Below are 12,874 nucleotides of genomic sequence, written 5' to 3'. Positions count from 1 at the left end.
GATTTCGCCGGAGCCCCACGCCGCGGAGGGGGCGAGGGTGAATACGGTGGCACAAACGAACACACCGACTAGCAGGCCGATGGCTTTCTTTCGTGTCATGCCGACAACGGTAGGACCAGCGCCACGCAATTGGTGCGATGCCTGCATTCCCGGGAGTGTCGCGACCTGCTGATCATCCGTACAGGAGCGCGAATTCCCTTGTGCGCCAAACAGACTAATCGGTCGGAATAAGGCGTTTTCAGATTATTGTGTTATGTACTGTGCCAGCACACGTTTCGGTAACGGACGGGCGTGTCTTCGACTGATTCGTCCGGTTCCGCGGTCAACTTCCCGGGAAGGAACTGACCGGGAGGGAGCGGTATGACTGCTGGACAGGGCTCGAGGGTGGCCGTCGCGATGGCCCTTGCGCTGGGGTTTTGTGCCGCGGCGACCGCTGCGGCGCCGCCCGGTGCGGCCGCGGGGACCTGTGGCGCGGGGCTCGGGGACTACCGCGGGGAATTCACCGCGGCCGAGGATCCCTCGAATGTGCTGAGTTTCGACGGCACCGGCGGCATCGCTTTCCGCAGCGCCCAGCTGGGGGCGGGCGAAGGCATTTACGCCGTCGTTCCCTCGGGTGGATTCTCGGCCGCGATGCGTATGGCCGGTGCCGGTACGGGCGACAAGTCGACCTCGATGGTCAAGAGTGTGACTTTCGTATGTCCGGCTCCCGGAACGGAAGTCATGAGTTTTCGTTCCCTGGATCAGGACAGCAGGCGTTTCAGCTTCGTGCGGTCGAAGTGAAAACCCAGGGCCATTCAGTCATGTAATGCTCGGAAGACGTTGTACAGCATGGCCTTGTCCTCGAATCCGATACCCGGGCTGTCCGGCAATCGAATTCGGCTGTGCTCGATCACGGCATGGTCAGCGAAGCCGCCGGTGGGCTGGAACTCACCCGGATAGGATTCATTTCCGCCCAGGTGCAATGCGGCGGCGATGTGCAGGGCGAACTGATGGCCGCCGTGCGGAATGCAGCGGCGCGCCGACCAGCCCTGCTGTCGCAGGATGTCCTGGATGCGCAGGTACTCCACCAGTCCGTAGCCGAGCACCGGATCGAACTGCAGGATGTCGCGATCGGGCCGCATCCCCGCGTAGCGCAGCAGATTGCGGGCGTCCATGCGGGAGAAGAGGTTCTCGCCCGTGGCGAGCGCACCCGGATAGCGTTCGGCCAGGGTGGCGTGCAGTGCGAAATCCAGTGGGTCGCCGGGTTCTTCGTACCAGCGCAGGCCGTAGGGCGCGAGGGCGCGACCGTACTCGAGGGCCGTATCGAGATCGAAGCGGCCGTTGGCGTCCACCGCCAGGCGTGACCCGTCGCCGCCGAGGACATCCAGGACGGCTTCGACCCGCTTGAGGTCCTCGGCCAGATCCGCGCCGCCGATCTTCATCTTGACCACGTCGTAACCCTGGTCCAGGAACGCGCGCATCTCGTCCTGGAGCTGGGCCAGGCCCTTGCCGGGGGAGTAGTAGCCGCCCGCGGCGTAGACGAAGACATCCGGGTCCGGCTCGCCCAGGTCGTACTGCCGGGCGAGCCAGCGATAGAGCGGGAGTCCGGCGAGTTTGGCGGCGAGGTCGTAGAGCGCCATGTCGACGACGCCGACCGCGACCGAGCGTTCGCCGTGGCCGCCCGGTTTCTCGTTGCGGGTCATGACATCCCAGGCCTTGACCGGGTCGACGGCCAGGCCGTCCGCGGTCAGCAGGCTGTCCGGGTCGGCGGCCAGCAGCCGGGGGATGACGCGGCGGCGCAGGATCTCCCCGGCGCTGTAGCGGCCGTTGGAATTGAAGCCGTAGCCGACGACGGGCTCGCCGTCGCGGACGACATCGCTGACCACGGCGACGACCGAGCAGTCCATGGCGCTGAAATCGATGAACGCGTTGCTCATCGACGAGCTGATGGGAACGGTGCCTTCATGAATGGCGACAATGCGTGGCACAGGGGCTCCTCAGAGTTGTTCCGATTGGGGGACAGGCGTTTTGGCGGGTCGCATGCCGATCTCGCGGGCGGCGACCCCGCGATCGATCCCGCCGGGTTCGAAGCGCGCCACCACGACCGTGGCCACGGCATTGCCGAGCACATTGGTGGCCGCGCGGGCCATGGACAGGAAGCGATCCACCGAAAGCACCAGCGCCAGACCGGCAATCGGCACCAGGCTGGTGGCGGCGACGGTATTGGCCAGCGTCACGAACGCCGAACCCGAAACGCCCGCCGTGCCTTTCGACAGCACCAGGAAGATCGCGAACAGGGTGAGCTGATCGGCGCCGGTCATGGGGACGCCGTAGACCTGCCCGATGAAGATCACGCAGATCGGCACCACGACGGCGACACCGTCGAGATTGAAGGAGAATCCGGCCGGCACCACCAGGCCGATGACCTTGCGGCGGCAGCCCACGCCCTCGAGCCGGTCCATGAGCTGGGGGAGTACCGCCTCCGAGGAGGAGGTGCCCAGCACGACCAGTAATTCCTTGCGCAGCACCCGGATCAGCCGCCACAGCCGGAATCCGGCCAGCCGCGCCACGATGCCGAGCACCAGCGCGATGAACACCGCCAGTGCCAGCACCGAGACCAGCACCAATTTGACCAGCGCCGTGAGGGTTTGGGGCCCGTACTTGCCGACGGTGGCGGCCACCGCGCCGAAGGTGCCGATCGGGGCGAGCAGCATGATGAGCGCGATCATCTTGAAGAAGACCGTGCTCAGCACGCCGCAGGCGCGGGTGATCGGCTCCGAGACCGAGCCCGGCAGCGCGAGCAGGGTCAGGGCGAACAGCACCGCGAAGATCAGCACCTGCAGGATGCCGCCGGTGGCGAACGCGCCGACGGCATTGCTGGGCACCATCTTCGACAGGAACGCGGTCAGCGAGGTGTTGTGCTGCTCGGTGCTGATATAGCTGGAGAGCTTGTCGGAGGCGTGCTCGGGTTTGGGCACGCCGCTGCCGGGACGCAGCAGATTCACCGCGGCCAGGCCCAGCAGCATGCCGATGGTGGTGACGATCTCGAAATAGAGCAGCGCCTTGAGCGCGACCCGGCCCACCGATTTCAGCTCACCGGCGGTCACGATCCCGGTCACGATGACCAGGAACACGATCGGCGCGATGACCAGCTGCACCAGCGAGATGAAGATGGTCGCCAGGGGCTGCATCCCGGCCGCGTAATGCGGTGCGGCGATACCGAATACGGCGGCCGCGACGGCGGCGACCAGAACCTGCAGGCTGGTGCTGGCGATCAGCCGACGCCAGCGTGGCTTCGGTACACCCGGCTCGGACGCGTCGGAAAGTGGCTCGGTGAGACCGAAAGCCGGTTGGGCCTGGCCGGATGGTGGCTCGGCGGCTGGCACGCCCGCGGGCTTGGGGAGATCCATGACACTCGCCGTCCCGTCATCGCCGCGTGACGAGCGTGTCGCGCAACGCGTCCCGGTCCACGGTCAGACCGAGGCCCGGACGGTCGGGCACCGCCAAGCGGCCGTCGACCGGACGGGGTGCGTCCGGGAACAGCAACTGACCGACCTGGGCCATGCCGACATGCCATTCCAGCAGCCAGCCGTTCATCAGCCCGGCCAGCGCGTGCAGGTTGAACAGCGGCCAGCCGCCGCCGTGGGCCAGCGGCAGGTTGTAGATCTGGGCCAGGTGCGCGGCCTTGCGCTGCTCGGTGAAACCGCCGCAGTAGCAGGCGTTCGGTTGCAGGATGTCGACGGCGCGGCGCTCGACCAGTTCGCGCAGCCGCCAGCGGTGGCCCTCCATCTGCCCGGCCGCGAGCGGAATGGCGGTGTGCGCCCGCAGGTCGGCCAGGGCGCGAGCGTCGTTCTGCTGCAACGGTTCCTCGAACCAGGTCAGCCGATCACCCTCGATCTCCCGGCACAGCATGGCGGCGTCGACGGGGGTGAGCAGGTAGTTGGCGTCGATCATGAGATCGATGTCGTCCCCGACAGCGGAGCGGATGGCGTGCACCCGGGCCGCGTCCTCGCGCCAGCCCCGGGGATCCACGCCCACAACCGATTTCAGCGCGGTGAAGCCCTGCTCGACGTGCAGCCGGGCCGCGGCCGCGAGGGTTTCGCGGTCGTACTGCGGGAATCCGAAGGTCACGTACACCGGGACATCGGTGCGCGCCCCGCCGAGCAGGCTGGCCACCGAGCGCCCGGCGTGCTTGCCCTTGATGTCCCACAGCGCGATATCCAGCAGTGACAGGGCACTGGACACCACGCCGGTCATGGCCCGCGGATTGAGGCTCTGCCACACCCGCTGGTGCACGGCCTCGATCTCGCGCGGCTCCAGGTCGAGAACCGCCGGTAGGAAATGTCTTTCGAGGGCGACCACCACGGCGTGGGCCAGGAAATGCCCGGTCACCGCGACGCCGGTCAGCCCCTCATCCGTCTCGACCTCGCAGAACACGAAGTCCTTCTGTTCCTCCCGCCCGTAGCCGCGGACCCGTTCGTCCAGCAGCGGGACCTCGATCGAGGTGGTGTGCACGCTGGCGCGAATGTCCTTGATCCTCATCGCAAAGCCTCCCTCGGCTCCGGCCGCCGGTGGCTCCGGCTGTCCGGTGGACCGAGTGTGCGCGGGTAGATTGTCAACTGTCAACGATTTGCAATTGACGATTCCGGCGGGGATACTGCACCCCCATGGCCCACGATCCGGAGGTGATGTCGGCCCTGCAGCAGCGGGTGGCCGAGCGGCAGGCGAGCTCGCTGCCGCAGCTCATCGTCGAAGAGCTGGAACGGATGATCATCGGCGGCGTGTTGACCGGGGGTGATCGGATCAACGAGTCGTCGCTGGCGCTGCGGCTCGGGGTGAGCCGGGGTCCGGTGCGCGAGGCGTGCCGGCAGCTGGAACGCAGCCGGCTGGTCGAATTCCGTACCAACCGTGGCATGTTCGTGCGGGAGATCTCGGTCGAGGAGGCCGCGCAGCTCTACGACATCCGGGCCGGACTGTTCCGGCTGGCGGGCAAGCTGGCCGCCGCGCGGGTGACCCCGGAGGATCTGACTCGCTTGCGCGACAAGGTGAAAGCCCTGTCGAAGGCCGAGGCCAGCACCGATGAGTACTACCCGGGCAATGTCGATCTGCATCGCGATCTGGTGGCGCTGGCGGGTAATCCGCGCCTGGCCGAGCTGTACGACGGCGTGTCCAAGGAGCTGCACCTGTTCCGCCGCCACGGCCTGGAAACCGCTGCGGCACGCCACATTTCCAATACCCAGCACGCCGAGATCCTCGACTGCCTCGCCGCGGGAGACGTCGAGCGCGCGGGCGAGCTGATGGAGGCGCACGTGCTGGCGGGCAAGGAGCGCATGCTGGCGGCCGCGCGTTCCTGATGTCTGTTCGGGAAACTCTTGTGGGCCGCGTCACAGCGTGAGTAGCATGCTACTCACGCTTTAAGGCATGCCACATTTTTGAGCGGGCGTGCCGGTTCGAGGTCCATGGAGGAAACAATGGACAAAGTCGTACTCAAACCAGAGGATTCGCCGTTCGGCGCCAGCGTCCTACGCAAGGTGACGATCCGGCTGGTGCCCCTGCTGGTGATCGGGTACATCGTCAGCTACATCGACCGCATCAATATCGGCTTCGCCAAGTTCGGCATGGACCAGGCCTTCGGCATGAGCGCCACCCAGTACGGCTTCGTGGCGGGCATCTTCTTCATCGGCTACATCCTGGCCGAGGTGCCCAGCAATATCGCCATGACCAGGTTCGGGGCGCGGGTGTGGCTGAGCCGAATCCTGGTGACCTGGGGCGTGATCGCCGCCGCGACGGCCTTCGCGCCCAACTTCACCACGGTGTGCGTGCTGCGGTTCCTGCTCGGCGTGGCCGAGGCGGGCTTCTTCCCGGGCATCATCGTCTACCTGACCCGCTGGTATCCGAATGCCCAGCGCACCAAGGTGATTTCGACGGTCATGGTGGCGATCCCACTGGCCAGCGTGCTCGGCGGGCCGCTCAACGGCTGGATCCTGGACGCCTTCGACGGGACGCTGGGGCTGGCGGGCTGGCGCTGGGTGTTCGTGGTCGGCGGCGTGCCCGCGATGGTGCTCGGCGTGCTGTTCTTCTTGACCCTGACCGATTCGCCCGCGCGGGCGCGCTGGCTCGAGCCGAGTGAAAAGGCCTGGCTGACCGGTATTCTCGCGCAGGAGGACGCCGAGCGCGCGGTGGCCGCGCCGTCCGGGCACCGGGCCGCGCTCAAGGACAAGCGGGTCCTCGCGCTGTGCCTGGCCTACTTCTTGCTGCTGTGCGGGGCCTACCCGCTGACCTACTGGATGCCCTCGGTGATCAAAAAGGTCGGGCACGGGCTGAGCAGCTTCCAGGTCGGCTGGCTCTCGGCGGTGCCGTTCCTGCTCGCGGCGGTCTGCATGTACCTGACCGGCCGCGCGATCCGCGACGAGCGTTCGTCCACACCGGTGCTGGTCGCGCTCGGCGTCTCGGTGATCGCGTTCGTGGTGACCGCGGCCGAACTGTCGGTTCCCACCGTCGCATTCGCGGCGATCATCGTGGCGACCATGGCCGCGCAGACCGCCAAGCCGCTGTTCTGGGCGGTGCCGACCTCGTATCTCGCCGGTGTCGGCGCGGCCAGCGGCATCGCGTTGATCAACTCCATGGGCAATGCGGCCGGGTTCGTGAGCCCGTACGCCTTCGGCTGGATCCAGGACGCCTCGCACGGCAATACGAGTTTGTCCATGGGTGTGATGATCTTCGCCAATGTCGGTGCGCTGCTGGTCCTGGCGGGTCTGGCGATCCGGGCCCGGGGCCGCCGGGCCGTGCCCGCGGCGTCCGAGCCCGCGCCCGGCGTGGGCGGGTAACCGATCGCCGCGGCGCCTACTAGGCTGGGCAATCGCCCGTGGCATCCGCCGCGGGCGGTTCGCCGTCGCTCGCTCCCGAAGAGGTCTCGTGTCGCAGGATGTGCCCGCTGACAGCAAAGCCGAGGTGATCGCCGAGGAGATCCGCGATGCCATCCGGCAGGGTCGGCTGGAGCGCGGCGTGCTCTACTCCTCGCGGGAGCTGGGCGAAATGTTCGGCGCGTCAAGGACTCCCGTGCGCGAGGCGCTGCTGAAGCTGGCCGATCTGGGCCTGGTGCGCATCGAGCGCAATCGCGGCGCCCGGGTGGTCGGGCAGGACGGGCGCGGCATCGTGGACCTGTGCAGCATGCGAGTGCTGTTGGAACCGCCCGCGTGTCGCAGTGCCGCGGTGGTCATGACCTCCCGCGACGACGAGGCCATGCTGGCCGAGTACCGCATCATGGAGCGGCTGGCCGACGGCGGCGCGGAGTACTTCGCCGCCGACGAGCGGCTGCACGATCTGATCCTGGCGGCCAGCGGAAATCAGCGGCTGGCCAAGACCGTTCGCGAGCTGCGCCAGACCCTGACCCTGGACGGCCGGCACAGCGTGCCGCGCTATCAGCCGGTCGAGACCGCGCTGCGCGATCACTGGGACATCATCGACGCGCTGCGCAAGCGCGACGGCCTCGGGGCCGAGCGGGCCATGCGCAAGCACCTGGTGCGCTCGGGGGATCTGCTGGTCGCGCACAGCAGCGACAACGATCGCGGCCTGGTGGCCGAATGGCGGCGCTGGGTGTCGGTATCGGTCCCCGAGGGTGAGCAGATCATCTACTGAGCCCCTCCGTTTCCCCTGTCCGGTGAGCTCCAGCTGACTTCTGGCAACCAGTTGCATGCTACTCGTCTTCATTAGTATGTTGTGAATGATTATTGAACTGCCACTCGGCAGTTGGTCCCTGTGAAAGGACATGCTGTGGACCCCAATTCGTATGCGGCGTCGGTCGCGCGGGGGATCTGGGCGGCGCAGGTCGATCTGGTCGGATACGTGCCCTCGGTCAGTGTCGCACCCGTCATCGCCGCGCTCGTGGACACCAGCGGTGGCGCGGACGGCCGCTCGCGCACCGTCTTCCCGCTCTCCCGCGAGGAGGAGGCGGCGGGCGTGCTGGGCGCGCTGCCGCTGGCCGGGAAGTTCGGTGCGATCGTCATGCAGGACAACGGTTTCGGCAACGCGCTGACCGCTCTCACCACATTCAACACCGCCTATCACCTGCCGCTGCTGATCGTGGCGAACACCCGGGGTGGGCTGGGGGAGTACAACTCGATGATCCACACCTTCAGCCAGCACGCGCCCGCGCTGCTGCGCGACCTGGGTATGCAGGTATTCGAAATCGACAGGCGCAGTGCGGCTTCGGACTGGGAGGCGGTGGTGACCGAGGCGGGGACGCACGCGCGCATGACCTTCCGGCCTTCCATCGTGCTCGCCCACTTCTGGAACACCGACGGAGAGGCGGCCTGACGTGCGACGCATCGATGCTCTCCGGGTCGTGGCCGACCTCACCGCCGAGTTGCCGGTGGTGGTCACCTGCGCCGCCTCGAGCCGCGAGCTGGCGGCGGTCGCGGACCGCCCGAATCATCTGTATCTACTCGACTCCATGGGTCTGGCCGGATCGGTGGCGACCGGGATCGCGCTCGGCCTGGCCGATACCCCGGTGCCGAAGGTGATCGCCGTCGAAGGCGACGGCTCCCTGCTGATGAACCCGAATGTGCTTCCCACGGGCGGGTTTCTGCGGCCGGACAAGCTGGTGATGGTGCTGCTGGACAATGCCGTCTACGGCGCGACGGCGAATCTGCCGACCTACTCCGACGACATCGACCTCGGGCTGCTCGCCGAGGCCAGCGGCTGGATCGTGCATCGCGCGGCCGATCCGGAGGAACTGGCCGCCGCGCTCAGCCTGGCCCGCGAACTGCCGGGCCCGGTGCTGGTGCACGCGCACATCGAGGTGGGCAATGCGGCGAATGTGCCCAAGCTGCTGGAGGATCCGGTGGTCATCGGCCGCCGCTTCCAGGACTGGCTGCGCGCCCGGATCGAGTCACCGGCGGAGGTGGCGCTGTGATCGGGACCGTCGATCCGACCACCGGACGCACCCTCGACACCTACCGGTTCACCTCCGATCGCGAGCTCGAATTGCGGTTGCGGCGTGCGCAATCCGCGGTGCGGATCAATGGCGAGCGCTCGATCGAGGAGCGGGCCCGGGATTTCCGGGTGCTGGCGGAGCTGTTGCGCTCGCGCCGTGAGGATCTCGCGCTGCTCATCACCGTCGAGATGGGCAAGCCGATCACCCAGGCCTGGGCCGAGATCGACAAATGCGCGCTGGTCTGCGACTACTACGCCGACCACATGGCCGAGCTGCTCACCCCGCACCGGGTCGACGTCTCGCCCGATACCGCGGAGGTGCGGTTGCGCCCGCTGGGGGTGCTGCTGGCGGTGATGCCGTGGAACTACCCGTTCTGGCAGGTGATCCGGGCGATGCTGCCCGCCGTCGCGGTGGGGAACTCGGTGGTGCTCAAGCACGCCGACAATGTGACCGGCTGCGCCAAGGTGCTGCAGTCGCTGTTCGACGAGACCTTCGGCTACGGGGTGCTCACCCACGTGGTGCTGCCGCCGCATCGGGTGGCGCCGCTCATCGAGCATCCGATCATCGCCGGGGTGGCGTTCACCGGGAGCAATCGGGTGGGTGCGCTGGTGGCGGCGACCGCCGGGCGGGCGGTCAAGAAATCGGTGCTGGAGCTGGGCGGTTCGGATCCGTTCATCGTGCTCGACGACGCCGACGTGTCCGCCGCCGCGGCCGCCGCGGTGCGCTCGCGATTCCTCAATACCGGGCAGAGCTGCATCGCCGCCAAGCGAATCATCGTGCAGCGCGGCATCTTCGGGGAGTTCGTCGAGGCCATGGTGACCGAGCTGGGCAAGCTCGCCTACGGCGCGCCCACCGAGGCCGGGACCGACGTCGGACCCATGGCGCGCGTGGATCTGCGCGACGAATTGCGGCGGCAGCTGGACGTGACGGTGGCCTCCGGGGCGCGAATCCTGTTCGGCGGCAAGGCCGACAAACGTGCGGGCGCGTGGTTCCCGCCCACCCTGGTGCAGGTGCGCGACACCTATTCGGCGGCCTTCCGCGAGGAGACCTTCGGCCCGCTGGGCGCGGTGCTCGCGGTGACCTCCGAGGAGGCGGCGCTCGCGGCCGCCGAGGATTCGGTGTACGGGTTGAGCTGCTCCATCTGGGGCACCGACCGCGAGGCCATCGACCGCTTGGCGCGCCGCCTGCACACCGGATCGGTGTTCGTGAACCGCATCTCCGAATCCGACCCCCGATTGCCCGTCGGCGGCGTCAAGGCCAGCGGCTACGGCCGCGAGCTCAGCCATTACGGCGTCACCGAATTCGCCAATGTCCAGACGGTGCGCAGCGCCTCGACCCCCGGGAGTCCCTCGTGACCATCACCAGCATCCGGGCCCGCGCGGTCGCGGTCCCGGTCGACCAGCCGACCCGAATGTCGAACCGCGAGTTGAACGTTCGCCACTACCTGCTGGTCGAGGTGGCCACCTCCGACGGCCACACCGGCGTCGGCTACACCTACGCCGGAACCGGCGCGGGCCTGCTGGCCAAGCTCGCCCTCGACGACCTGCTCGCCCCGGTCTACCTCGGCGCGGACGAGAACGACGTGACGGGCCTGTGGGAGCGCGCCTATCAGGAAACCCTGCTGGAAGGCCGCCGCGGCACCGTGATCCGCGCGCTGTCCGCCCTGGACATCGCCCTGTGGGACCTGCGCGCCACCCGCGCCGGACTACCCCTGGCGAGTTTCCTCGGCGGCTCCACCGACCCGCTGCCCGCCTACGCCTCCGGCGGCTACTACCGGCCCGGCGAGGGCTCCTGGACCGAGGCCGTGATCCGCGAGATCGAATTCAATGCCGCCCAGGGCTTCACCGACCACAAGATCAAGGTCGGCGGCCTGTCCATCCCCGAGGACGCCCGCCGCGTCGCCGCCGCCGTCGAAACCATCGGCGACACCGGACGACTCGCCCTGGACGCCAACAATGCCTACCGCTCCGTGGCCGAAGCCCGCACCGCCATCCAGGCTTTCGAGCGCGCCGCCGGAGACCGCCCCCTGTGGTGGTTCGAGGAACCGCTCTCCCCGGAATCCATCGCGGGCCACGCCGAACTCTCCTGGGCCATCCGCACCCCGGTGGCCACCGGTGAGATTCACCAGACCCGTTGGGAATTCCGCCCGCTGATCGAGGCGTCGATCCCGATCCTGCAATGCGATGCGGGCGTCGCGGGCGGCATCACCGAATGGCTCCGAATCGCGGCCACCGCCGCCTCTTTCGGCCTCCAGATGGCTCCGCACTGGCACCACAACCTCCACGTCCACCTCTGCGCCGCCATCCCCAACGCCCTCGTGGTCGAGTACTTCGCCGCCGAGAAGGGCATCTACAACTTCGAACGTCTCCTGACGCCCGAGTCCCGTCTGCACTACTCCGGCAACCGACTCCACGTCCCCGACCGCCCCGGCCTGGGCCTGGTCTTCGACCCCGAGATGGTCACCAAGTACGAACTCATGGGCTGAACACGGTGGTGCCGCACCCGATCTGCGGGTGCGGCACGGGCTCGATGTGATCAGGCCGAGGTGATTCGGCCGTATTGCACCAGGGCCCAGCCCAGGACCCCGACGGCGGCCGTATTGACCAGCCCGCGGACGAGATTCCAGGCAACCCAAGCGGTTTCGAAGTGGTCGCGCAGTCCGGCGTAGTCGGGCGTGCCGACGGCGTTGTCGGCGGTGGCGAGATCGTTGTTCAACGGGATATTGAAGATGCCGCTGATGGCCAGGCTGAGGATGTTCAGGACGACCGCCACGATGATCCACAGCAGGATCGGGCGGTAGTCGCCGCGCAGGAAGAACAGGGCGGCGATGATCGAGAAGACGACCGAGCCCAGGAAACTGAGCATGAAGGCCGGATTCACGATCACGACATTGATCTTGTTGAAGACTTCCACGAAGGTCTTGTCGTCGAACTTGTGCAGCGCGAGCATGACCGAGGTGGCGTAGGCGTAGTACACGCCCGCCAGCAGCGCGGTGGAGATCAGGGCGACCAGGAGGGCGATGACGCCGGGCAGAGTGCCTCGGGTTGTTGTCATGACGGTTCTCTTTTCGGATCTGCTCCGAGTTTCTATGACAGACAAACTATAGAAGACAAAGTATGTCGCTGTATAGTATGAATTTCGTAGACAACCAGGAGGTCGCGGGCATGACGGACGCGGAGCTGCCGGAGGATCTGGCACGGTTGTGGCGGCGACCCACCGGTTCCGGTTCGCGCCTGGGACGTCCCGCGGGCCTGGATGTGGAACGGGTGGTGCGGACCGCCGTCGCGATGGCCGACGCACACGGGCTGGCGGGCGTCACCCTGCCCAAGATAGGGGAGACGCTCGGCGTGACCGGCATGTCGCTGTACCGCTATGTCGGATCCAAGGACGAGCTACTGATCCTCATGGGCGACAGCGCCTTTGCCGTCGAATACATCGACGCGGGTGCGGCCGGATCCTGGAACGAGGGCTTGCAGCGGTGGGCGCGCGGACTGTGGCGGGCCTACCAGGAGCATCGCTGGCTCGCCGATCTGCCGACCTCGAGCCCGCCGCGCGGCCCGAATGCCATGGCGTGGATGGACGCCGGGCTGCGGGCCATGCGCCCGCTCCCGCTCGACCGCATGACCAAGGTCGGCATCCTCACCCTGGTCAGCGGGTATGTGAACACCTCCGCGCGGATGGCCCAGCAGCTCGAGCAGGGGTGGCGGCAGTCCGGCGGTGTCGATCCGGCGCTGGCGGCGCAGCGATACGGGCGCGAGATGGCCCGGCTGGTCACCCCGGACCGGTATCCCGATGCGGCCGAACTGTTCTCGTCCGGGACGTTCGATACCGCCGCGGCCCCGGCGACCGCCACGCCCGTGGATCCGGCGGAGGCCAATTTCATCTTCGGGCTGGAGGTGCTGATCCGCGGGATCGAGGCGACCACGGCGTCCGCCGCGCTCGACACCCACTGACGGGCGC

13 protein-coding genes are annotated in these 12,874 nt (G+C 67.8%); 9 read left to right on the top strand and 4 right to left on the bottom strand.

What is annotated here, in order from left to right:
* The first annotated feature begins 360 nt into the window (after positions 1 to 360).
* Positions 361 to 780 carry a hypothetical protein gene (locus ACAM49_RS22890; protein WP_369637593.1) on the top strand — a complete coding sequence of 140 codons (420 nt, stop codon included), beginning with the start codon at positions 361 to 363 and terminating at the stop codon, positions 778 to 780.
* 14 nt (positions 781 to 794) lie between these two features.
* On the opposite strand, the gene ACAM49_RS22885 is transcribed toward ACAM49_RS22890, so the two are convergent.
* The 3 genes from ACAM49_RS22885 to ACAM49_RS22875 are packed head-to-tail and all read right to left on the bottom strand — an operon-like array spanning position 795 to position 4,521.
* Positions 795 to 1,967: a mandelate racemase/muconate lactonizing enzyme family protein gene (locus ACAM49_RS22885; RefSeq protein WP_369637592.1), complete on the bottom strand. Its 1,173-nt coding sequence runs from the start codon at positions 1,965 to 1,967 to the stop codon at positions 795 to 797.
* Positions 1,968 to 1,976: 9 nt separating this feature from the next.
* Positions 1,977 to 3,389 carry a cation:dicarboxylase symporter family transporter gene (locus tag ACAM49_RS22880; RefSeq protein ID WP_369637591.1) on the bottom strand — a complete coding sequence of 471 codons (1,413 nt, stop codon included), beginning with the start codon at positions 3,387 to 3,389 and terminating at the stop codon, positions 1,977 to 1,979.
* A 16-nt stretch (positions 3,390 to 3,405) separates the two neighbouring features.
* Positions 3,406 to 4,521 (bottom strand): mandelate racemase/muconate lactonizing enzyme family protein, encoded by a 1,116-nt coding sequence (locus ACAM49_RS22875; RefSeq protein WP_369637590.1) that lies wholly within the window; start codon positions 4,519 to 4,521, stop codon positions 3,406 to 3,408.
* Between the two features lie 125 nt (positions 4,522 to 4,646).
* Here ACAM49_RS22875 and ACAM49_RS22870 point away from each other — a divergent pair, with 125 nt between their 5' ends.
* The 7 genes from ACAM49_RS22870 (at position 4,647) to ACAM49_RS22840 (ending at position 11,399) form a co-directional block, all read left to right on the top strand.
* On the top strand, positions 4,647 to 5,333 hold the full coding sequence (locus tag ACAM49_RS22870; RefSeq protein ID WP_369637589.1) for an FCD domain-containing protein: 687 nt from the start codon (positions 4,647 to 4,649) through the stop codon (positions 5,331 to 5,333).
* A 117-nt stretch (positions 5,334 to 5,450) separates the two neighbouring features.
* Positions 5,451 to 6,806 carry an MFS transporter gene (locus ACAM49_RS22865; RefSeq protein ID WP_369637588.1) on the top strand — a complete coding sequence of 452 codons (1,356 nt, stop codon included), beginning with the start codon at positions 5,451 to 5,453 and terminating at the stop codon, positions 6,804 to 6,806.
* An 88-nt stretch (positions 6,807 to 6,894) separates the two neighbouring features.
* Positions 6,895 to 7,617: a GntR family transcriptional regulator gene (locus ACAM49_RS22860; protein WP_369637587.1), complete on the top strand. Its 723-nt coding sequence runs from the start codon at positions 6,895 to 6,897 to the stop codon at positions 7,615 to 7,617.
* 135 nt (positions 7,618 to 7,752) lie between these two features.
* Positions 7,753 to 8,295, top strand: coding sequence for a thiamine pyrophosphate-binding protein (locus ACAM49_RS22855; protein ID WP_369637586.1), 543 nt, complete (start codon positions 7,753 to 7,755; stop codon positions 8,293 to 8,295).
* A gap of 1 nt (position 8,296) precedes the next feature.
* Positions 8,297 to 8,893 carry a thiamine pyrophosphate-dependent enzyme gene (locus ACAM49_RS22850; RefSeq protein ID WP_369637585.1) on the top strand — a complete coding sequence of 199 codons (597 nt, stop codon included), beginning with the start codon at positions 8,297 to 8,299 and terminating at the stop codon, positions 8,891 to 8,893.
* Positions 8,890 to 10,269: an aldehyde dehydrogenase family protein gene (locus ACAM49_RS22845; RefSeq protein WP_369637584.1), complete on the top strand. Its 1,380-nt coding sequence runs from the start codon at positions 8,890 to 8,892 to the stop codon at positions 10,267 to 10,269. The genes ACAM49_RS22850 and ACAM49_RS22845 overlap by 4 nt, the downstream gene beginning before the upstream one ends.
* Positions 10,266 to 11,399 (top strand): mandelate racemase/muconate lactonizing enzyme family protein, encoded by a 1,134-nt coding sequence (locus ACAM49_RS22840; RefSeq protein ID WP_369637583.1) that lies wholly within the window; start codon positions 10,266 to 10,268, stop codon positions 11,397 to 11,399. Before ACAM49_RS22845 ends, ACAM49_RS22840 begins: the two co-directional genes overlap by 4 nt.
* A gap of 50 nt (positions 11,400 to 11,449) precedes the next feature.
* On the opposite strand, the gene ACAM49_RS22835 is transcribed toward ACAM49_RS22840, so the two are convergent.
* Positions 11,450 to 11,968 (bottom strand): DUF1772 domain-containing protein, encoded by a 519-nt coding sequence (locus ACAM49_RS22835; protein ID WP_369637582.1) that lies wholly within the window; start codon positions 11,966 to 11,968, stop codon positions 11,450 to 11,452.
* A 110-nt stretch (positions 11,969 to 12,078) separates the two neighbouring features.
* Here ACAM49_RS22835 and ACAM49_RS22830 point away from each other — a divergent pair, with 110 nt between their 5' ends.
* Positions 12,079 to 12,867 (top strand): TetR/AcrR family transcriptional regulator, encoded by a 789-nt coding sequence (locus ACAM49_RS22830; RefSeq protein ID WP_369637581.1) that lies wholly within the window; start codon positions 12,079 to 12,081, stop codon positions 12,865 to 12,867.
* The last annotated feature ends 7 nt before the right edge of the window (positions 12,868 to 12,874 follow it).

The sequence above is a fragment of the Nocardia sp. JMUB6875 genome (genome assembly GCF_041154655.1).
In the GTDB taxonomy this organism is placed as follows: domain Bacteria; phylum Actinomycetota; class Actinomycetes; order Mycobacteriales; family Mycobacteriaceae; genus Nocardia.
This window is presented reverse-complemented; position numbering and strand designations above follow the sequence as displayed.